This window comes from Micromonospora sp. NPDC003776 (genome assembly GCF_053605645.1).
Window position 1 is genome coordinate 1 of sequence record NZ_JBSGJR010000066.1, and the last position, 18,847, is coordinate 18,847.

The 18,847-nt window shown below is 73.7% G+C and carries 22 protein-coding genes; 13 read left to right on the forward strand and 9 right to left on the reverse strand.

Annotated features, from left to right (window positions below):
• Positions 1-54: 54 nt before the first annotated feature.
• Positions 55-333, forward strand: coding sequence for a benzoate/H(+) symporter BenE family transporter (locus tag ACWEVO_RS08730; RefSeq protein WP_452306968.1), 279 nt, complete (start codon positions 55-57; stop codon positions 331-333).
• 13 nt (positions 334-346) lie between these two features.
• Here ACWEVO_RS08730 and ACWEVO_RS08735 read toward each other — a convergent pair whose 3' ends face one another.
• From ACWEVO_RS08735 to ACWEVO_RS08755, 5 genes are all read right to left on the reverse strand, one after another.
• Positions 347-622 (reverse strand): hypothetical protein, encoded by a 276-nt coding sequence (locus ACWEVO_RS08735; protein ID WP_452306969.1) that lies wholly within the window; start codon positions 620-622, stop codon positions 347-349.
• 21 nt (positions 623-643) lie between these two features.
• Positions 644-1,009: a hypothetical protein gene (locus ACWEVO_RS08740; protein WP_452306970.1), complete on the reverse strand. Its 366-nt coding sequence runs from the start codon at positions 1,007-1,009 to the stop codon at positions 644-646.
• A 29-nt stretch (positions 1,010-1,038) separates the two neighbouring features.
• On the reverse strand, positions 1,039-1,287 hold the full coding sequence (locus ACWEVO_RS08745; protein WP_265008495.1) for a hypothetical protein: 249 nt from the start codon (positions 1,285-1,287) through the stop codon (positions 1,039-1,041).
• A 77-nt stretch (positions 1,288-1,364) separates the two neighbouring features.
• Positions 1,365-1,823 carry a large conductance mechanosensitive channel protein MscL gene (gene mscL, locus ACWEVO_RS08750; RefSeq protein ID WP_452306971.1) on the reverse strand — a complete coding sequence of 153 codons (459 nt, stop codon included), beginning with the start codon at positions 1,821-1,823 and terminating at the stop codon, positions 1,365-1,367.
• A gap of 39 nt (positions 1,824-1,862) precedes the next feature.
• Positions 1,863-2,546 (reverse strand): FadR/GntR family transcriptional regulator, encoded by a 684-nt coding sequence (locus ACWEVO_RS08755; protein ID WP_452306972.1) that lies wholly within the window; start codon positions 2,544-2,546, stop codon positions 1,863-1,865.
• A 49-nt stretch (positions 2,547-2,595) separates the two neighbouring features.
• On the opposite strand from ACWEVO_RS08755, the gene ACWEVO_RS08760 reads away from it, so the two are divergent.
• Positions 2,596-3,885 (forward strand): MFS transporter, encoded by a 1,290-nt coding sequence (locus tag ACWEVO_RS08760; RefSeq protein WP_452306973.1) that lies wholly within the window; start codon positions 2,596-2,598, stop codon positions 3,883-3,885.
• A gap of 10 nt (positions 3,886-3,895) precedes the next feature.
• Here the strand turns inward: ACWEVO_RS08760 and ACWEVO_RS08765 are convergent, their stop codons facing one another.
• Positions 3,896-4,252, reverse strand: coding sequence for an STAS domain-containing protein (locus ACWEVO_RS08765; protein WP_109947682.1), 357 nt, complete (start codon positions 4,250-4,252; stop codon positions 3,896-3,898).
• Between the two features lie 161 nt (positions 4,253-4,413).
• On the opposite strand from ACWEVO_RS08765, the gene ACWEVO_RS08770 reads away from it, so the two are divergent.
• The 6 genes from ACWEVO_RS08770 to ACWEVO_RS08795 are packed head-to-tail and all read left to right on the forward strand — an operon-like array spanning position 4,414 to position 10,015.
• Positions 4,414-5,277, forward strand: a complete 864-nt coding sequence (locus tag ACWEVO_RS08770) for an STAS domain-containing protein (RefSeq protein WP_452306974.1) — start codon at positions 4,414-4,416, stop codon at positions 5,275-5,277.
• On the forward strand, positions 5,277-5,687 hold the full coding sequence (locus tag ACWEVO_RS08775; RefSeq protein WP_452306975.1) for an STAS domain-containing protein: 411 nt from the start codon (positions 5,277-5,279) through the stop codon (positions 5,685-5,687). Before ACWEVO_RS08770 ends, ACWEVO_RS08775 begins: the two co-directional genes overlap by 1 nt.
• The gene (locus ACWEVO_RS08780) at positions 5,684-6,103 is read left to right on the forward strand and encodes an ATP-binding protein (RefSeq protein ID WP_452306976.1); all 420 of its coding nucleotides are present in this window, start codon (positions 5,684-5,686) and stop codon (positions 6,101-6,103) included. Before ACWEVO_RS08775 ends, ACWEVO_RS08780 begins: the two co-directional genes overlap by 4 nt.
• A complete protein-coding gene (locus ACWEVO_RS08785; protein WP_452306977.1) occupies positions 6,100-7,113 on the forward strand; it encodes a SpoIIE family protein phosphatase in 1,014 nt (337 codons plus the stop codon). The genes ACWEVO_RS08780 and ACWEVO_RS08785 overlap by 4 nt, the downstream gene beginning before the upstream one ends.
• On the forward strand, positions 7,110-8,474 hold the full coding sequence (locus ACWEVO_RS08790; protein WP_452306978.1) for a sensor histidine kinase: 1,365 nt from the start codon (positions 7,110-7,112) through the stop codon (positions 8,472-8,474). Before ACWEVO_RS08785 ends, ACWEVO_RS08790 begins: the two co-directional genes overlap by 4 nt.
• A gap of 2 nt (positions 8,475-8,476) precedes the next feature.
• A complete protein-coding gene (locus ACWEVO_RS08795; protein ID WP_452306979.1) occupies positions 8,477-10,015 on the forward strand; it encodes a SpoIIE family protein phosphatase in 1,539 nt (512 codons plus the stop codon).
• Between the two features lie 255 nt (positions 10,016-10,270).
• Here the strand turns inward: ACWEVO_RS08795 and ACWEVO_RS08800 are convergent, their stop codons facing one another.
• Entirely contained in the window at positions 10,271-11,107 is an 837-nt protein-coding gene (locus ACWEVO_RS08800; protein ID WP_452306980.1) for a DUF6597 domain-containing transcriptional factor, read from the reverse strand.
• A gap of 31 nt (positions 11,108-11,138) precedes the next feature.
• On the opposite strand from ACWEVO_RS08800, the gene ACWEVO_RS08805 reads away from it, so the two are divergent.
• The 3 genes from ACWEVO_RS08805 (at position 11,139) to ACWEVO_RS08815 (ending at position 14,358) form a co-directional block, all read left to right on the forward strand.
• Complete coding sequence (locus tag ACWEVO_RS08805; RefSeq protein ID WP_452306981.1) at positions 11,139-11,705, forward strand: TIGR03086 family metal-binding protein; 567 nt, start codon at positions 11,139-11,141, stop codon at positions 11,703-11,705.
• A gap of 116 nt (positions 11,706-11,821) precedes the next feature.
• Entirely contained in the window at positions 11,822-12,238 is a 417-nt protein-coding gene (locus ACWEVO_RS08810; RefSeq protein WP_452306982.1) for a hypothetical protein, read from the forward strand.
• Between the two features lie 2 nt (positions 12,239-12,240).
• A complete protein-coding gene (locus ACWEVO_RS08815) occupies positions 12,241-14,358 on the forward strand; it encodes a bifunctional polysaccharide deacetylase/glycosyltransferase family 2 protein (protein ID WP_452306983.1) in 2,118 nt (705 codons plus the stop codon).
• An 18-nt stretch (positions 14,359-14,376) separates the two neighbouring features.
• Here the strand turns inward: ACWEVO_RS08815 and ACWEVO_RS08820 are convergent, their stop codons facing one another.
• Positions 14,377-14,571, reverse strand: a complete 195-nt coding sequence (locus tag ACWEVO_RS08820) for a hypothetical protein (protein ID WP_452306984.1) — start codon at positions 14,569-14,571, stop codon at positions 14,377-14,379.
• Between the two features lie 167 nt (positions 14,572-14,738).
• Between ACWEVO_RS08820 and ACWEVO_RS08825 the strand changes: the two genes are divergently transcribed.
• A complete protein-coding gene (locus tag ACWEVO_RS08825; RefSeq protein ID WP_452306985.1) occupies positions 14,739-15,689 on the forward strand; it encodes a threonine ammonia-lyase in 951 nt (316 codons plus the stop codon).
• A gap of 52 nt (positions 15,690-15,741) precedes the next feature.
• On the opposite strand, the gene ACWEVO_RS08830 is transcribed toward ACWEVO_RS08825, so the two are convergent.
• Complete coding sequence (locus tag ACWEVO_RS08830; RefSeq protein ID WP_452306986.1) at positions 15,742-17,844, reverse strand: S9 family peptidase; 2,103 nt, start codon at positions 17,842-17,844, stop codon at positions 15,742-15,744.
• 103 nt (positions 17,845-17,947) lie between these two features.
• On the opposite strand from ACWEVO_RS08830, the gene ACWEVO_RS08835 reads away from it, so the two are divergent.
• A partial coding sequence (locus ACWEVO_RS08835) for an FAD-binding oxidoreductase (RefSeq protein ID WP_452306987.1) occupies positions 17,948-18,847 on the forward strand: 900 nt, incomplete at its 3' end.

An 18,847-nucleotide genomic window follows, 5' to 3' on the forward strand; every position in this document is an offset into this window, starting at 1 on the left:
TGTCGGCGGGGCTGGCCACCCCGTCGGCGACCATCCGGATCGCCTCCAGCCCGAGTGGTCGAGGCGGTGGCCGGGCTCGCGCTGCTCGGCGCGCTGGCCGGGGCGGTCGCCGCGGCCGTCGCCGAGCCGGACGCCCGGGAGGCCGCGGTGGTCACCTTCGTGGTCACCGCCGCCGGGATCAGCCTGCTCGGCGTCGGCGGGGCCTTCTGGGGCCTGGTCGCCGGCTGGCTGATGCTCCTGCTCTTCCGCCGCCGGACCGCTCCCGCGACCACGCCTCCGCCCGTCGACGACGAGCCGGAGGCGGATCCGGTCGCTCCGGCGCGGGTGGGATGAGCGGTCAACGCCGTCAGGGGGTGCCCTCCGCCTCGACGCCGATCTCCATGAGCCGCAGGCGGACGCCGGCGACGTTCTGCTCGACCATCTGCTTCAGCGCCCGGGCATGGCCGAGCGTGTCGAGGACGACCAGCGCGTGGGTGAGCTCGGAATCGTCGCCGTCCGCGCCCCACCAGCCCCGGATGAAGCCGGGGCTCCGCCGCGTCACCTCGGCCATGTGCGCGAACGCGGCGGCCCGCGCCGCCGGATCGGCGGGTGTGGCGCGCTGCTCCCCGATCACCATCCACATGACGTCAGCCTAGGCCGGTCCTCACTCCTCCTCGGGCAGCTCCGCGGCGGGGACGTCGAGGCGTACCCCCTGCTCGGTGACGGCCGCGATCCGGTCGGCCGGTACGTAGACCGCGCCGGTGCGGGCCCGCTCGGCGGCCACCTTCAGGTAGCCGCCGCGCAGCAGCCGGGCGGCCAGGTCGGCGGGGACGTCCGGCTCCTCGGCCGCCGCCGACTCGATCAGCTCGTCCAGGCTGCTGCCGGGATCGACCCCGTCCGGCGCCTGCACGGTCACCGCCGCCGGGTCGCCGCGCTGGACGAGATCCACGGTGCCGATCTCGGCGCCGGTGGAGTCGACCACCCGCATGCCGGTGGTGACCCGGGAGACGGTCTCCTGCTGCTGGCTCATGCAGGCGCGGTTCCCGGACCGCCCCGGCGCTAAACGGGCGGGGCCCAGCCGCCCGGCGGGCGGGGGGAGAGCTCGCGCCAGGTGTCCGGCCCGTCCAGCAGCGCCCGGACGGTCTCCTCCGCCTCGTCCGCGCTGCCGTACTCGTAGAACCGGGAGACCCCCTCGGCGCCGCCGGCGCGCTGCTCGACGTGCCAGCGGTCGCCGTCCACCCGGAGGAAGACGTCCCGCCGGGCCAGCCGCCCCCATTTCCCGTTCCACCAGTGCCTGCGCTGCTCCATGGCCGGACTCTATCGAACATGTGTTCGACATGAGTCGGCCCCCACGGGATTCCCATGGGGGCCGATCGGCTATGGCGTCAGCGCGGCGCGGGCGGCTCCGGCCGGCGGCCCAGCACGTCGTCCAGCGCGCCCCGCTGGGCCGGGGTGGCCTGGTTGCCGGCGAGCAGCGCGTCCCGGATCTCGGTGAGCAGCTTGATCTCCTCGCTCGGCGCCTTCGGGGGCGGCTCCTCGCCGCGCCGCCGCCGCTCCGCGAGCCGGTTCATCGGGTAGACGACCAGGAAGTAGAGCACCGCCGCGGTGAGCAGGAAGGTGATGACGGCGTTGATGAAGGCCGCCCAGTCCATGTAGTTGCCGTCACTGATCTCCCACCTGCCCGCCTTGAGCGCGGTCCCGCCACCGAAGAACTTGATCAGCGGTTCCAGGAACGACTTGGTGAACTGCGAGACCAAGCCGGTGAAGGCTGCGCCGATGACGATGCCGACTGCCAGGTCGACGACGTTGCCGCGCATGATGAAGTCTTTGAAGCCCCTGAGCATTCGTTCTCCCGTGCTGTCCGGTTCTCCGTCCGGGAGACCCTATGCCCGGGAGGGGGCCTCGAGAAAAGCGCCGGCCTCGATCGCCGCCCGTGCCGGGTCGCCGGCCCGGATCGCCTCGACCAGCCGCCCGTGGTCGACGTAGCGCTCGGGCTCCAGCGTGTCGCCCATGGCCTGGGCCACGGTGCTGCGCAGCGCCGCGCCGACCGAGGCGTACAGCTCGGCGAGCATGGCGTTGTGCGCGGCGGCCACCACGGCGGTGTGCAGTGCGGCGTCCGCCTCGACGAAGTCGTCCACCCGGCCGGAGCGCCAGGCGGCCTCCCGGGCGGCCAGCGCGGCGTCGAGCGCCGCCAGGTCCGCCGGGGTACGCCGCAGCGCGGCCAGCCGGGCCCCCTCCACCTCGAAGGCGCGCCGCACCTCGATCACCTCGGCCATCCGGTCGTCGGTGAGCCGGCGCGCCACCACCGGGGCCAGTTCGTCGGTGGAGACCACGTAGGTCCCGGAGCCCTGCCGGCACTCCAGCACCCCGGCGTGCACCAGTGCGCGGACCGCCTCGCGGACGGTGTTCCGCCCCACGCCGAGCGCGGCGACGAGCTGCGGCTCGGTGGGGATCCGGCCGCCCACCGGCCACTCGCCGCCGAGGATCCGGGCGCGGAGCTGCTCGATCGTCTGGCGGACCCGGTGCCCGCGTGGGGGCACGACGACGGAATCGACGGGGGGTGTCACCGGTTACAACTCCTGCCGAAATTCATCCCATGATTGTAGGTTCGAGGTCATGACGCCGCCACCCACGTCCACCGAGGCTCCGGCCGTCGCGCCCAGCACCGATGTCACCCCCGGCCCGACCCCGGCCGCCGCCCCGGCCCGCCCGGTCGGCCCGGTGCGCGGCGGCGCGCTGGTGCTGGTCGGGATGCTGCTGGTCGCGTTGAACCTGCGCGCCGCGGTGACCAGCCTCGGCGCCCTCCTCGACGAGGTACGCGGCGGTCTCGGGCTCTCCGGCACGATGGCCGGCTTCGTCACCACCCTGCCCACCATCGCCTTCGCCGGCCTCGGCGCGCTCACCCCGTGGCTGGTCCGCCGCTGGCCGGCCGCCCGGGTGCTGGTGCTGGCCATGCTCGCGCTCACCGTCGGGCAGGTGCTCCGGGTGGTCACCGACTCGGCGGCGGTCTTCGTGCTCACCAGCGCGCTCGCGCTGGCCGGCATCGCGGTCGCCAACATCCTGCTGCCGATGCTGGTCAAGCAGCACTTCGCGCACCGCACCGGGCTGGTCACCGGGGCGTACACGATGGCCCTGACGGTGGGCACGACGGTGGCCGCCGCCTCGGCGGTGCCGGTGGCGCACGCCTTCGGCTCCTGGCGGGCCGGGCTCGGCGTCTGGGCCGCGCTGGCCGCGCTCGCCGTACTCCCGTGGGTGCCGCTGGCGCTGCGGGCCGGTGCGGCGCGGCGGGCGGCGGCCCCGGCGGCGGCCGCCAAGGCCCCGGCCCGGGTACGTCCGGCGCGGACCCGGCTCGGCTGGGCGATGGCGGTCTACTTCGGGGCGCAGTCGCTCAGCGGGTACGCGATCATGGGCTGGCTGGCGCAGCTCTTCCGGGACGCCGGCTACTCCGCCGAGACCGCCGGGCTGCTGCTCGCCGGGGTCACCGCGCTCGGCGTGCCGGTGGCGCTGGCGATGCCGGCCCTGGCCGGCCGGCTGCGCACGCTGCGGCCGCTGGTGCTCGCGCTGACCGCCTTCTCCACGGTCTCGTACCTCGGCCTGGCGGTCGCGCCGCACGGTCCGGCGCCGCTCTGGGTGCTCCTGCTGGCCCTCGGCCAGGGCGCGTTCCCGCTGATCCTGACGACGATCGGGTTGCGCGCCCGGACCGCCGAGGGCACCGTCGCGCTCTCCGCCTTCGCGCAGAGCACCGGCTACGTCATCGCGGCGCTCGGTCCGCTGCTGGTCGGCATCCTCTACGAGGTGACCGGGGGCTGGACCGCGCCGCTCGGCTTCCTGCTGGGGGCGCTCGTCGTGCAGACGACGGCGGGCATGGTGATCGCCCGCCCCCGCTACATCGAGGACGAGTGCTGAGGGGAAACGGTCAGGAGGAGGCCGGCGTCGGGTCGCCCGCGACCGCCTGCTCCACCGTCGGGTACGTGTGCAGCACCTCGACCAGGCCGCTGACCTCGAGAATGCGCAGGACGCCGCGCTGCGGGGCGGCCAGCCGGACCACGCCGCCGGCCTCGTCGCAGCTGTTCTTGGCGCGTACGAACACCGACAGCCCGGTCGAGTCGCAGAACGACACGTCCGCCAGGTCGAAGACGAGGCGGTTGCGCCCCTTGTCCAGCAGATCAGTGATCTGGTCCTGCAACTGCGGTGCCGTGGCCATGTCCAGTTCGCCCGCGACCGACACGACGACCACGTCGCCGCGCTGTTCCGTGTGCACCGTCAGGGACATTCGCCGACCTCCTGTGTTCGGTGGAACGGTATCCCACGAAGCGGGTGGAATGCAGAACGGGAGCCGACACGGGTGCCGACGATCATTCCTTTGCCGCGTGGCAAGTAAGGCCTCAACCTCCGGTGATAGAGTCCGCCCGTCCAGAGTTCAGGGAGGTCAACATGGCGTTGAACGCCGAATCGAGCGGCCGGCTCGTCCCGCTGCTGACCGAGCACGCCGAACGGCTGACCCAGCGCTGGACGGAGCTCATCGCCGCCTCGCTGCGCGGCCGACTCAGCCAGGCGGAACTCGCCCGCCAGGTGGGCGAGCTGCACCGTAGCATGATCGACGCGCTGGGGGCCGGGCTGACCGACCTGGCCGACGAGCACGGCGGCGAGCTGCGCGCCGTGCTGGCCGAGCTGTCGCGCAACCGCGCCCGGCAGGGCTTCAGCGCCACCGAGACCGCGATCAGCGTCTTCGCCCTCAAGGACGCGCTGCTCGAGCTGATAGAGGAGAGCCAGGACACGGCGAACCTCCGCGACTTCCTGGGCTTCTCCGCCCTGCTCGACCAGATGGGCCTGTTCACCTTCGAGAGCTACGTCCGCACCCGGGAGAGCCTGATCGCCGACCAGGCGGAGCAGCTCCTGGAGCTCTCCACCCCGGTGGTGAAGCTGTGGGAGGGCGTGGTCGCCGTCCCGCTGGTCGGCACCCTCGACTCGGCGCGGGCCCAGGTGGTGATGGAGCGGCTGCTCCAGACCCTGGTCGACACCGGCTCGCCGTACGCGATCATCGACATCACCGGCGTGCCGGCGGTGGACACCCAGGTCGCGCAGCACATCCTCAAGACCGTGGTGGCCGCCCGGCTGATGGGCGCCGACTGCATCATCTCCGGCATCCGGCCGCAGATCGCGCAGACCATCGTGGCGCTGGGCATCGAGTTCGGCGACATCGCCACCAAGGCGAGCCTGGCCGACGCGCTGCGTCACGTGCTGCGGCTGACCGGCGTCGAGACCACCACCTCCCGCCGCGCCCGTCGGGAGGCCTGATGGAGCGGGTGCCGATCCTCAAGATCGGCGACATCCTGCTGGTCTCCATCCAGGTGGACATGTCCGACCAGACGGCGGTCCAGCTCCAGGAGGACCTGGCCGAACGGATCGTCGCCACCGGCAGCCACGGTGTGATCATCGACATCACCGCCCTGGACATCGTCGACTCGTTCGTCGGCCGGATGCTCTCCGCCATCGCGTCCATCTCCAAGGTGCTGGACGCGGAGACGGTGGTGGTCGGCATGCGTCCCGCCGTCGCCATCACCCTGGTCGAGCTGGGCCTGTCGCTCAACGGCATCCGTACCGCGCTGAACGTGGAACGCGGCATGGAGCTGATCGCGGCCGCCCGGGGCGACGAGTGGGACGAGGCCGACGGCGACGAGGACCCCGAGACGACGGCCAGGTCATGACCGCTGGCGTCGACCTGGGGGTGCCGTCGACCCAGGCGATCCGTAGCGACGAGGACGTCGTCCGGGTACGGCAGCTGGTGCGTACCGCCGCGGTCGCGGCCAAGCTCTCCCTGGTCGACCAGACCAAGCTGGTCACCGCCGCCAGCGAGCTGGCCCGGAACACGCTGATCTACGGCGGTGGGGGCACCGCCAAGGTGAGCACGACCGACGACGGCCGCCGGCGGGGGATCCGCATCGTCTTCGCCGACGAGGGGCCGGGCATCCCCGACCTCGACCTGGCCCTCACCGATGGCTACACCACCGGCGGCGGCCTCGGCCTCGGGCTGAGCGGCGCCCGCCGGCTGGTCGACGACTTCGACATCTGGACGGCCGTGGGCGAGGGCACCCGGGTGACCGTCACCAAGTGGTCCCGATGAGCGCGGACGTGGTCGCCGACCACGGCCTCTGGTTCCGGATGGAGAGCGGCGGCGGGGCGAGCGGCGTACGCCGGGCGGCCGAACGCCTCGGCCAGCAGCTCGAGCTCGGCCCCCAGCGGGTCGCCGACCTGGCCATCATCACCGCCGAGCTGACCAGCAACCTGGTCAAGCACGCCCAGGAGGGCTCGCTGCTGCTCCGCCCGGTACGCCGGTCCGGCCGGGCCGGGGTGGAGCTGGTGGTCATCGACTCCGGCCCCGGCATGGCCGACCTCGCCCTGTCCTCCGTCGACGGGCACTCCACCACCGGCACCCTCGGCATCGGTCTCGGCGCGATCGTCCGCCAGGCGAGCTGGTTCGACGGATACTCGCTGCCGGGCCGGGGCACCGTGCTGGCCGTGCAGGTCTGGGACGGGCCGCCGGCGGCGCCGGACTGGGCCGGTGGGCTGACCCGGCCGATCACCGGCGAGCAGGTCAGCGGCGACGGGTACGAGGTGCGCGTGGTCGACGGCCGGCACCAGGTGCTGGTCTCCGACGGCCTGGGGCACGGCCCGCTGGCGGCGGCGGCCAGCGGGGCCGCGGTCGCCGCGTTCCGGGCCGCCCCGGTGGGGCCGCCGGCGAGCGTCGTGCAGCACCTGCACCGCAGCATCTCGCACACCCGGGGCGCCGCGCTGGCCGTGGCCGAGCTGGACCCCGCCGCGGGCTTGCTCCGATACGCGGGGCTGGGCAATATCGCAGCCGTGATCGTGGTTGCGGGCGAACGGCGGCGGGGCCTGGTCTCGCTGCCCGGCATCGCCGGCCACCAGCGCCCGGCGGTACGCGAGTACGACTACCCGTTCCCGCCCGGCGCGACGCTGGTCATGCACAGCGACGGCGTGGTCGACCGCTGGGACCTCGACGACTATCCCGGCCTCACCACGCGGGCCCCCGTGGTGGTGGCGGCGACCCTGCTGCGCGACGCCGCGATCCGCCGGGACGATGCCTGCGTCCTGGTGGCCCGGGGGCCGTCGTGACCGGCCCGTCCCCGCTGGAGCCGCTGCTCCAGCTGGCGCTGCGGGTGGAGCAGGACATCTTCCTGGTCCGGCAGCGCGGGCGGGAGGTGGCCGCCGCCGTCGGGCTGGAGCACCAGGACCAGGTACGCGTCGCCACCGCGCTCAGCGAGGTGGCCCGGGACCTGCTGCGCGCGGTCGGGGGCGCCGATGTCGCCTTCGTGCTCGACACCGACCCGGTGTCCGGTCGGTTCGTCCTCCGCGTGGACCTGCTCCCGGTCCGCCCGCTGCCCGACAACCGGTACGAGCCGGCGTCCGGCGCGGTGGCGCGTCTGGTGGACATGCTGGGCGTCGTGGCGGACGGGGACGATACGGTCGTGAGGATGTCCCGACGTGTCCCGCCGAACGCGCCGGCGTTGACGCCTGAGCGTCTCGCCGAGCTTCGCGCCGAGCTGGCAGGCAGCGCTCCGGGCACCGCGCTGGATGAGCTGGCCGCCCAGAACGCCCAGCTCATCGCCGCTCTGGACGAGGTACGCAGCCACCGCGACGAGCTGGAGGTGCTCAACGCGGAGCTCCAGGAGACCAACCGCGGCGTGATGGCGCTCTACAACCAGCTCACCGAGGAGCTGGAGGAGACGAATCGCGGGGTGGTGGCCCTCTACGCCGAGCTGGACGAGAAGTCCGCGCAGCTGCGGGCGGCCAGCGAGTCGAAGAGCCGGTTCCTGGCCAACGTCAGCCACGAGCTGCGCGCCCCGGTCACCGCGATCATCGGGCTGAGCCGGTTGCTGGCCGACTCCGCCTCCGACCCGCTCACCGCCGAGCAGGCTCGGCAGGTGGGGCTGATCCGGTCCTCCGCGTCGGACCTGCTCGGTCTGGTCAACGAGCTGCTCGACCTGGCCAAGGCCGAGTCCGGCCGGATCGAGGTCAACTGGACCGAGGTGGACCTGCGGGGCCTCTTCGGCCAGCTGCGCGGCACCCTCCGGGCACTGGCCGCCCGGCCCGGGGTCGAGCTGGTGGTGGAGGAGCCGCCCGCCCCGGCCATGGTCCGCTCCGACGAGGTGCTGCTCGCCCCGGTGCTGCGCAACCTGCTGCACAACGGCCTGAAGTTCACCGAGCGGGGCGAGGTCCGGCTGCGCGCCGAACGCCGCGACGACCGCTGGTCGCTGTCGGTCTCGGACACCGGTGTCGGCGTCCCGCCCGAGCTGCACGAGCGGATCTTCGAGGAGTTCTACCAGGTGCCCGGGACGACCCGGGTCGGCGGCACCGGCCTCGGCCTGCCGTACGCGCGGCGGCTGGTGAACCTGCTCGGCGGGACGCTGGAGTTGTCCAGCGAACCGGGTCGGGGGAGCACATTCACGGTCCGCCTTCCCGTGGACGGAGCCTGACGGTGGAGGGCGGCGCGGCGACCGTGCTGGTGGTCGACGACAGTCGTACCAAGCGGTATCTGCTGGTGAGCTGGCTGAACCGGGCGGGGTTCCGGACCGTCGAGGCGGAGAACGGCGCCGAGGCGCTGGCTCTGGTGGAGAACGAGCACATCGACGTGGTGGTGCTCGACGTCCGGCTGCCCGACATGAGCGGCTTCGAGGTCTGCGAGCGGATCAAGGAGGCCCACCCGGTGACGCCGGTCATCCACGTCTCCGCGCACGCGATCGACGTCGGGGACCGGGCGCAGGGGCTGACCCGGGGCGCGGACGCGTACCTGGCCGAGCCGATCGAGCCGGAGGAGCTGGTCGCCACCACGCACGCGGTGCTCCGCTACTACCAGGCCCGGCGGCGGGCGGAACAGCTCGCCGAGCGGTTGACCGCGCTCGCCGACGCCACCGTGCAGATGCACGCCGCGTCGAACTTCGTCCGGCTGCTGGAGGCGGCGGCGTCCGGCGCCGCCCGGATCTTCAAGAGCCCGGCGGCGGTGGTCGCCGAGACCTTCGACGGGGACTGCCTGGCCGGGGTCTCCGCCGGGCCGGACGCGGCGCCGACGGTGGTGCCGTGGTCGGTGGACGACACCGGGGTGCCGATCGGCTCCACCGTCCGGATCGACGAACCGGGCAACTGGGGTCTGGTCGAGTGGCCGGCCGGTGACACGGTCACCGTCGCCGCCGCCCGGTTGCGTGAGGACCGGGCCCCGCTCTACGTGGTGGTGCCGACCGCCACCCAGACCGTCCGTACGCCGGTGCTCGTGCAGCTCGCGCAGGCGGTGGCCTCGGCGGTGGAGGCGCAGCGCTCCTTCGACGAGGAGCACCGCATCGCGGTCACCCTCCAGCGCAGCCTGCTGCCCCGCCGGCTGCCCGAGGTCGCCGGCCTCGACCTGGCCGTCCGGTACGAGCCGGCGAGCGCTCAGACGGAGGTCGGCGGCGACTTCTACGAGCTGGTGATGCTCGACGGCCACCTGCTCGTGGCGGTGGGCGACGTGGCCGGCCACTCGCTGCACGCCGCCACCGTGATGGCCGAGCTGCGCCACGCGGTACGGGCGTACGCGGTGGAGGGGCACCAACCCGGGGTGATCCTGGACCGGGTCAACGAGCTGATGCGTACCCTGCTCCCCAATGAGCAGGCCACCCTCTGCCTGCTGTTGCTGCACCCCGGCAGCGGGTTGGTCCGGCTGGCCAGCGCCGGTCACCTGCCGCCCCTGATCAGCCGGGACGGGCGGGTGGAGTTCGTGCAGCACGCCGCGCCGCTGCTCGGGGTGCGCGCCCCGCGCCCGCCGGATCTGGAGTTCGTGCTGCCGGCCGGGGCCACGCTGGTCCTCTACACCGACGGGCTGATCGAGCGTCGGGACACCACCATCGACGACGGGCTGGCCGCGCTGAGCGTGGTCGCCGCCGAGGTGGACCACGACCTGGACCTGTTCTGCCAGCGGCTGCTGGTCGAGCTGGCGCCGCCCGAGATCCACGACGACGTCGCGGTGGTCGCCGTCCGGCGCCGCTGATCGCGTCTCCGGTGCCTACGCTCGGTGGGCACGGCGGGTGGTGACGATGCGTTACCGCTGCCGCTGGCCGGTAGGAAGGCGCCACCACCTTTGCTCTGCTTCAACCCACGCAACACCTGGCTGAGCTGCGCGCACTCGCCCTCGTCATGGCACTGGATCGAACAGAGCGGTGACAGCGGGTAGCTGTTGCGTCCGTTGAAGCAGAGCAAAGGCGGCGGAGGTGGCGGCCCGGGGCGGCAGCCTCGTCGCATCGAGTCACCGCTGGCCGGAGGTGGCCAGCGACCGGGCGTAGGCGGCGGGCGAGACTCCGGCCACGGCGGTGAACTCGCGGACCAGGTGGGCCTGGTCTGCGTACCCGAGGTCGGCGGCGACCCGTGACCAGTCGAGCGGCCCGGCGGCGGCCTGTTCGATCGCCTCCTGGAGCCGGTACCGCCGGATCACCCACTTCGGGCCGACCCCGACGTGGTCGAGGAAGAGTCGCTGGAACTGCCGCGTGGAGCGGCCGTGCCGGCGGGCGAAGTCATCCACCCGCAGGATGCTCCGGTCGGCCCGGATCTCCTCGACCAGCGCGGTCGCCTCGGCGGCGAGTGGATCCGGTTCCGGGTTCCAGGCGGTGAGCAGGTCGTCCACCCGGCGGCACCGGTCGTCGTCCGTGCCGGGGCAGACGGCACCGGCGGCGTACGGTCCGGCGGGTGTCGTGCCGGTAACCGGCGGGCCGGCGGGCAGCGGGCGGCGCCGGCCGGTCAGCTCGGCCACCGACCGGCGCCAGAACGGGCGGAAGCCGCCGGGGCGGAACTGCACTCCGGTGACCCGGCCGACGCCGTGCAGGGTGACGGTGAACAACGCGAGGTCGACCCCGGCGATCTCGGCGGCCTCCGGTCCGCCGTCCTGCGCCTGGAACACCACATTGACCGCCGGGTGCGGGACCACCTGCTGCTCGAAGGGCTCGTCCAGCGCCCAGTCGATCAGCCAGTAGTGCTCGACGTACGGGCGCAGCGCCGGGGCGGGCAGGCGGCGCCGGAACCGGACCCGCCGGAGCAGCCGGTCGGGATCGAGGATCCCCCGGCGGTCCCGCCGCGGTTCGTGTCGCATTTCTTCAAGACCACCCTCATACGCTGGCCCTATGACCACGAAGACTAGTGAGCTGCTGGCCGTCGCCGCACCCCGGACGGTGGCGGTGGTCCAGGGCATCTCCGACGACCAGCTCGACCTGCCCACGCCGTGCCCCGACTATTCGGTGCGACAACTGCTCAACCACCTCTACGACGTGGTGGTCAACTTCCAGACGCTGGCCCGGCGGCGGGAGGTGGACTGGTCGGGCAAGACCGACCACCTGACCGAGGGCTGGCGGGACCGCTTCGCGGCGGAGACCGTACGCCTGGTCGAGGCATGGTCGGACCCCGCCGCGCTGGCGGGGGTCTCGCCGGGGATGGGGCTGCCGCAGGAGACGGTCGGCGACATGGCTCTGATCGACCTGACCGTGCACGGCTGGGACCTGGCCCGGGCCACCGGGCAGCGGCTGGAGGTCGACCCGGCGGTGCTGGCGGCGGGGCACGGCTTCATGGACCGGATGGGTGAGACCGGCCAGCAGATGGGCGCCTTCGGCGCGCCCGTTCCCACCACGCCGGACGCCACCCCGCTGGACCGGCTGCTCGGCCGGACCGGCCGCGATCCCCGCTGGACCCCCTGAACCAGATGTGACGCGTCGGCCGGGCTGGACGCTGTTACGGCCGGGAGGTCCACGGGCGGACCTCCCGAGCCCCGGTGCACCGGACGGTGCGGAGCGGAACAGCGGAGACCATCAGCATGCAGAACCAGCCCGGCGCCGCGCCGCCGGTGTTCGTCGACCGGACCGGCCGACGGCGCCGGCTCACCGTGATCGCCGGCACGGCGATGGGCCTGGGGCTGCTGGTCAGTCTCGGCCTCATCCTGGCCGGACTCTTCTTCGACTCCTCGGTGCCGATCCCCGGCTGGTCCGAAACCAAGGTCAACCCACCGATCGAGGCCGGGGTCGACGCGCCCGGCCGCCCGCAGCCGACGACCAGCGCCAGCCAGCGACCGGACCCGACCACCACCCTGCCGTCGTCCGCACCGACCGCCACCCGGCCGACCGCCACCCGGACCAGCACAGCGCCCGCCGCGCGGCCGTCCACCAGCGTGCCCGGCCAGGGCGACGAGCACCGCAGTTCCGCCAAGCCGAGCAGGACCCCGGGCAAGCCCTGACCATGGCCCGACACGTCGCCCGCCCCGATCCCCGGGCCCACTGGATCCTGCTCCTGCTCGGCCTGTTCGTGCTGCTCGGAGCGTTGAGCTTCAACGGCCTGGCCACCAACGTCGGCGGCGGGTCCGGCCCGTCCGGCGCACCCGGCCCCGCCGCGCCCAGGCAGATCACCAGCGGCGGCCCGGTGCTGCGGCTGGACGGGCCGACGCCGGCGGCGCGGCGGCTGCCGTCCCGCACGATGGCGCTGACCTTCGACGACGGGCCGGACCCGCGCTGGACCCCGCAGATCCTCGACGTGCTCCGCCGGTACCACGCGCACGCCACGTTCTTCCTGGTCGGCTCCCGGGTGGACCGGCATCCCGAACTGGTCCGGCGGATCCTCGCCGAGGGGCACGAGATCGGCTCGCACACCTTCACGCACGCCGACCTCGGTGCCGCGTCGACCTGGCGCGCCGCCGCCGAGCTCTCCTGGACCCGGAACGCGATCGCCGGAGCGACCGGCCGCGAGGTCACTCTGCTCCGGCTCCCGTTCTCGTCGACCACCGCCTCGCTGAGCGCGTCGGAGTACCAGGCGCTGCGGAACGCCGCCGGCAGCGGCCACGTGGCCGTGCTCGCCGACCGGGACGCCAAGGACTGGGAGCGTCCGGGCGTACCGGCCATCGTCCGGGCAGCCACCCCACAGGGCGGCGCGGGCGCCGTGGTCCTGATGCACGACGGTGGCGGGGACCGCAGCCAGACCGTGGCCGCGCTGGAGCAGCTGCTGCCGCGGCTCAGCCGGGACGGATACCGGTTCACCACCGTGTCGGAGGGGATCGGCGCACCCGCCTCGATGCTTCAGGCCGGTGGCGGCGCCCGGTTGAGCGGTACGGCGCTGCGCTGGGCGCAGACCGGTGCCGGCTGGCTGAGCTCCGGGATGAACCTCCTGCTCGGCGTGGCCCTGGTCCTCGGCGTGGCGCGGCTCGTGGTGCAGGTGTGCTGCGCCCAGCTGCACGTCCGCCGGGTCCGCCGACCCCGGTACCGCCGGCCCGAGGTGACCGCACCGGTCTCGGTGATCGTGCCCGCGTACAACGAGGCCGCGAACATCGCCGCGACGGTGCGGTCCCTGGTCGCCAGCGGCTACCCGACGCTGGAGGTGATCGTGGTCGACGACGGTTCCAGCGACGGCACCGCCGACATCGTCGAGCGGATGCGCCTGCGCGGGGTGCGCGTCATCCGGCAGGCCAACGCCGGCAAGCCGGCCGCGCTGAACACCGGCATCCGGGCCGCCCGCGCCGACCTGCTGGTGCTGGTGGACGGGGACACCGTCTTCCAGCCGGACACCGTGTACCGGCTGGTCCAGGGCTTCGCCGACCCGACGGTCGGTGCGATCAGCGGCAACACCAAGGTCGCCAACCGGCGCGGCCTGCTGGGCCAGTGGCAGCACCTGGAGTACGTGATCGGCTTCAACCTCGACCGCCGGATGTACGACGTGCTCGAGTGCATGCCGACCATCCCCGGCGCGATCGGCGCGTTCCGCCGTGAGGTGCTGCTCGCCGTCGGCGGCGTACCCGCCGACACCCTCGCCGAGGACACGGACCTGACCATGAAGGTGCTCCGGGCCGGCTGGCGGGTGGTGTACGAGGAGGGCGCGATCGCCTGGACCGAGGCGCCGTCGTCGCTGCGCCAGCTCTGGCGGCAGCGGTACCGCTGGTGCTACGGCACGATGCAGGCGATGTGGAAGCACCGGCACGCGCTGGGCGAGCCCGGGGCGGGCGGGAAGCTGGGCCGGCGGGGCCTGCCGTACCTGACCGTGTTCCAGATCGTGCTGCCGCTGACCGCGCCGGCCGTCGACGTCTTCGCCGTCTACGGGCTGCTCTTCCTGCCCTGGTCGTCGCTGGTGCTGGCGTGGGCGGGGCTGCTCCTGCTGCAGGGGTTCACCGCGGCGTACGCGCTGCGGCTGGACCGGGAACGGTACGGACCGCTCTGGACGCTGCCGTTCCAGCAGCTCGTCTACCGGCAGGTGATGTACCTGGTGGTGGTGCAGTCGGTGGTCACCGCCGTGGTCGGCAACCGGCTCCGCTGGCAGCGGATGGCCCGTACCGGCGAGGCGGCCGCCCTGGTCGGCACCGGCCCGGTGCGCTGAACCGCGAGGGAGTGGGGATCAGTGGCCGTGGAACAGGCCGGCGGACCAGGCCAGGCCGAGGCCGAGGACGGCTGAGCAGCAACACACGAGCAGGGCGGCGGCGACCACCGCGAGGATCACCCACGTCGGCCCGCGCCGCGCCGCCCCCGCCTCCGCGCCCGCCTCGGTTTCCGCCCGGCCCCCGGGTACGTCCGCCCCGTCCTCCTCGCTCACCCGGCGGAGTCTAGGGCGACCACGACACGATCGCGCTCAATCGTGGATGTAGTGGTCTCCTGCTCTCGGCGAGGGGACTGTTTCCAGGATCGAGCGCGGCCACTGAGGGGGCGGAGCCGCGCGATCACGGGACGACGGGGTGGGGGGCGGCGGGGCAGGATGGGGCGATGGAGCTGGTCTCGATCGCCGACGTCCGGATCGCCGCCGAGGACATCGCCGGTACGGTCGTGCGTACCCCGTTGCTGCCGACGCTCTGGGACGACGAGCTGTGGCTCAAGCCCGAGAACCTGCAACCGGTGGGGTCGTTCAAGCTGCGTGGGGCGACCCATGCAGTGGCCCGGCTCGACCCGGCGGCCCGGTCCCGGGGCGTGGTCACCCACTCCTCGGGCAACCACGGGCAGGCCCTCGCGTACGCGGCCCGGGCCTTCGGCGTGCCCTGCACCGTGGTGGTCCCCGAGGGGGCGCCGCGGGTGAAGGTGGACCGCATCCGGGCCCTCGGCGCCGAGGTACGCCTCGTCCCGCCGGCCCACCGGCTGGTCGAGGCGGAGCGGATCGTCGCCGCCACCGGGGCCGCGCTGGTGCCGCCCTTCGACCACCCCCGGATCATCGCCGGGCAGGGCACCATCGGGCTGGAGATCGTCGCGGATCTGCCCGAGGTGGACGTCGTGCTGGTGCCGGTGGGCGGCGGCGGGCTCTCCTCCGGGGTGGCCACGGCGGTGCGGGCGCTGCGCCCGTCGGCGGCCGTGATCGGGGTCGAACCCGAGCTGGCCGCCGACGCGCGGGACTCGCTGGCCGCCCGGGAGGTGGTGGTCTGGGACGTCGACCGGACCTACCGCACCAGCGCGGACGGACTGCGCACAAACCTGTCCGCGCTGACCCTCGCCCACCTGCGGGAACGGCTCGACCGGATCGTCACGGTCAGCGAGGCGGAGATCGCCGCGGCACTGACCCGGCTGGTCCGGGAGGCCCGGCTGGTGGCCGAGCCGAGCGGCGCGGTGGCGCTGGCCGCCCACCTTTTCCACCGCGACGAGCTGCCGTCCGGCCGGACCGTGGCCGTGGTCACCGGCGGAAACGTCGACCCGGTGGTGTTCGCGGCGACGCTCGGCTCCGGCGGTTAGGAGGGGCCCCCTCCTATACCCGAGGCGTTAACAGGGGGCCCTTCCTTGCACGTCAGGCGCGGCCGAGGCGGTCCAGGATCCAGGCGTTGATGAACGCCTCCTCGCGCCAGGCGTCGTACCGGCCGCTGGGGCCGCCGTGCCCGGCGCCCATCTCGGTCTTGAGCAGGTAGTCGCCTCGCGGCGCGACGGCCCGCAGCCGGGCGATCCACTTGGCCGGCTCGTGGTAGAGCACCCGGGTGTCGTTCAGGCTGGTCACCGCGAGGATGGCCGGGTAGTCGACCGCGGTCACGTTCTCGTACGGCGTGTACGACTTCATGTACGCGTACACCTCGGGGTCGTCGAGGGGGTTGCCCCACTCCTCCCACTCGGTGACGGTGAGCGGCAGGGACGGGTCGAGGATCGAGGTGAGCGCGTCCACGAAGGGCACCTGCGCGACGATCCCGGCGAAGGCGTCCGGGGCGAGGTTGGCCACCGCGCCCATCAGCAGGCCACCGGCCGAGGCGCCCCGGGCGACCAGCCGGTCGCTCGCCGTCCAGCCGGCCTTGACCAGGTGCCGGGCGCAGGCCACGAAGTCGGTGAAGGTGTTCTTCTTGGCCAGCAGCTTGCCCTCGTCGTACCAGCGCCGGCCCAGTTCGCCACCGCCGCGGATGTGCGCGACGGCGAAGATGACGCCCCGGTCGAGCAGGCTGAGCCGGGCGATGGAGAACCACGGGTCCATGCTCGCCTCGTACGAGCCGTAGCCGTAGATGACGCAGGGGGCGGAGCCGTCGCGCGGGGTGTCCTTCCGGCAGACCAGCGAGATCGGCACCCGGGTGCCGTCGTCGGCGAGCGCCCAGTCCCGGTGCTGCTCGTAGTCGGCCGGGTCGTAGGCCCGCCCGTCCGGCCCCGGCCGGACCGGCTTCCGCCGGCGCAGCACCATCTGCCGGGTCACCAGGTCGTAGTCGTAGACCGAGTCGGGGGTGACCAGCGAGGTGTAGCGCAGCCGCACCTCGGCGGTGCGGTACTCCGGGTTGGCGTCCAGCCCGACGCTGTAGAGCGGCTCGGGGAAGTCGATGTCGTAGCGGTCGCCACCGCCGATCGGCAGCACCCGCAGCCCGGTCAGCCCGTTGCTGCGCAGCGAGACGACCAGGTGGTTCTCGAACGCGTCGACGGCCTCCAGCCGGGTGCCCGGGGTGTGTGGGATCAGCGGGGTCCAGTCGCCGGGCGCGTCGGCCGAGGTGTACGCCAGCGCGAAGTCCTCCGCGCCGTCGTTGTGCAGGATCAGGAACCGGTGCCCGTGGTGCTCCACCGCGTACTCGACACCCTGGCGGCGCGGGGCGACGATGGCCGGCTCGCCGGTCGGGTTCGCGGCCGGGATGACCCGTACCTCGCTGGTGATCTTGCTGTGGATGTCGATGACGACGAACCGCTCGGAGCGGGTCAGCTCCACGCCGACCCAAAACCGCTCGTCGTCCTCCTGGTGGACCACCACGTCCTCGCCCGACGGGGTGCCCACGGTGTGCCGCCACACCCGGTTCGGCCGCCACGCGTCGTCCACCGTGATGTAGAAGAGGGTGGAGGCGTCGCTCGACCAGGCGGTGCCGTAGAAGGTGTCCGGGATCTCGTCGGGCAGCACCTCGCCGGTCGACAGGTCCTTGATCCGGAGGGTGAACCGTTCGTCGCCGGAGAAGTCGGTGGAGTAGGCCAGCCAGCGCCCGTCCGGGCTGACGTCGAACGCGCCGAGGGAGAAGAAGTCGTGCCCCTCGGCGAGCTGGTTGCCGTCGAGCAGCACCTCCTCGCCGTCGAGCGGGGCGCCGTCCTCGCTGACCGGGGGCGCGGTCTCGCCGTCGCGGACGGCCCGGCGGCACTGCACCCCGTACTGCTGCCCCTCGACGGTGCGGGTGTAGTACCAGTAGCCGTCCTTGCGGGTGGGCACCGAGAGGTCGGTCTCCTGGGTGCGCCGGCGGGTCTCCTCGAACAGGGTCGCGCGCAGCTGCTCCAGGTGTGCGGTGCGCGCCTCGGTGTACGCGTTCTCCGCCGTCAGGTAGGCGATCGTCTCCGGGTCGTCCTTGGCGGCGAGCCAGGCGTACTCGTCGACGACGGTGTCGCCGTGATGGGTGCGCTCGCTCGGGACGCGCTTGGCGACGGGCACGGGCGAGGAGGTATCGGTGGTCACGGCGTCACGTTACCGGCCGGGACGGCACCGCCGGGTGCGCGCGCCGAGCCCGGGTCGCGGCGACACGCCACCAGCTTTTTCGAACATGTGTACGATGACCGCCATGGCGGCTGCAGCGAGTTCCACCGATCGACCCGGAGCCCTTGAGATAACCCGACGACTGGCGGAGATCTGCGGCCCGCCGTTCGCCCGCTTCGCCGGCGCCGCGGACGAGGTGGCCGGCCGGACGGCCCGCTGGGTGGCCGTGCCCGGTGGCCCGCGCGCCGCCGCCGAGGTGCTGCGGCTGGCCGCCGCGCACGGCCTGACGGTGGTGCCCCGCGGTGCCGGCACCAAGATCGATTGGGGTGCCGCCCCGGAGCAGGTCGACATCATGCTCGACACCGGCCGGCTCGCCGGGGTCTGGCACGAGCCGCAGGGCTCGACCCTGGCCGAGGTGGGCGCCGGTACGCCGCTGCGGGCGGTGCAGGCGGCGCTGGAGCGGACCGGTCGCCGGCTACCGATCGACGCGCCCTCCCCGGGGGCCACCCTGGGCGGGGTGCTCGCCGCCGACGAGGCGGGCCCGCTGCGGCACCAGCACGGCACCCCGTGCGCCCAGCTGGTCGGCGTCCGTTACCTCGACGCCGAGGGTGAGCTGGTCAGTCTGGGCGAGGCCGGCACGGCGCTGCTCGGCCGGGCGGCGCCGGCCGGGGGCGGTGCCGGCCACCCGGGCGCGGCGGCCCTCTTCGGCCGCGGCGACCTGCCGGGGCTGGACGTGGCCCGGCTGCTCTGCGGATCGCAGGGGGGCCTCGGCGTGCTGGTCTCGGCCACCATGCGGGTGCAGGCGGTGCCGGCCACCCGGCTCTGGGTGTCCCGCCCGGTCTGGACCCCGCTGGAGGTGCACGACCTGGTCCGCGCGGTGCTCGGCGCCGGGCTCGTGATCCACGCCCCGCACCATCAGGGCAGCTTCCCGGCTCAGACGCCGCGATCCGGTGGCACCACCGCGCCCGTTCATGCCCACCCGTCA

What these genes read in the sequence shown, in the direction of transcription:
- ACWEVO_RS08810 (WP_452306982.1), top strand. Translation starts at nt 11,822, where the DNA reads ATGCAGAACCAGCCCGGCGCCGCGCCGCCGGTGTTCGTCGACCGGACC.
- ACWEVO_RS08735 (WP_452306969.1), bottom strand. Translation starts at nt 622, where the DNA reads ATGTGGATGGTGATCGGGGAGCAGCGCGCCACACCCGCCGATCCGGCG.
- ACWEVO_RS08745 (WP_265008495.1), bottom strand. Translation starts at nt 1,287, where the DNA reads ATGGAGCAGCGCAGGCACTGGTGGAACGGGAAATGGGGGCGGCTGGCC.
- ACWEVO_RS08825 (WP_452306985.1), top strand. Translation starts at nt 14,739, where the DNA reads ATGGAGCTGGTCTCGATCGCCGACGTCCGGATCGCCGCCGAGGACATC.
- ACWEVO_RS08765 (WP_109947682.1), bottom strand. Translation starts at nt 4,252, where the DNA reads ATGTCCCTGACGGTGCACACGGAACAGCGCGGCGACGTGGTCGTCGTG.
- ACWEVO_RS08760 (WP_452306973.1), top strand. Translation starts at nt 2,596, where the DNA reads ATGACGCCGCCACCCACGTCCACCGAGGCTCCGGCCGTCGCGCCCAGC.
- ACWEVO_RS08770 (WP_452306974.1), top strand. Translation starts at nt 4,414, where the DNA reads ATGGCGTTGAACGCCGAATCGAGCGGCCGGCTCGTCCCGCTGCTGACC.
- ACWEVO_RS08780 (WP_452306976.1), top strand. Translation starts at nt 5,684, where the DNA reads ATGACCGCTGGCGTCGACCTGGGGGTGCCGTCGACCCAGGCGATCCGT.
- ACWEVO_RS08775 (WP_452306975.1), top strand. Translation starts at nt 5,277, where the DNA reads ATGGAGCGGGTGCCGATCCTCAAGATCGGCGACATCCTGCTGGTCTCC.
- ACWEVO_RS08815 (WP_452306983.1), top strand. Translation starts at nt 12,241, where the DNA reads ATGGCCCGACACGTCGCCCGCCCCGATCCCCGGGCCCACTGGATCCTG.
- ACWEVO_RS08805 (WP_452306981.1), top strand. Translation starts at nt 11,139, where the DNA reads ATGACCACGAAGACTAGTGAGCTGCTGGCCGTCGCCGCACCCCGGACG.
- ACWEVO_RS08740 (WP_452306970.1), bottom strand. Translation starts at nt 1,009, where the DNA reads ATGAGCCAGCAGCAGGAGACCGTCTCCCGGGTCACCACCGGCATGCGG.
- ACWEVO_RS08785 (WP_452306977.1), top strand. Translation starts at nt 6,100, where the DNA reads ATGAGCGCGGACGTGGTCGCCGACCACGGCCTCTGGTTCCGGATGGAG.
- mscL (WP_452306971.1), bottom strand. Translation starts at nt 1,823, where the DNA reads ATGCTCAGGGGCTTCAAAGACTTCATCATGCGCGGCAACGTCGTCGAC.
- ACWEVO_RS08800 (WP_452306980.1), bottom strand. Translation starts at nt 11,107, where the DNA reads ATGCGACACGAACCGCGGCGGGACCGCCGGGGGATCCTCGATCCCGAC.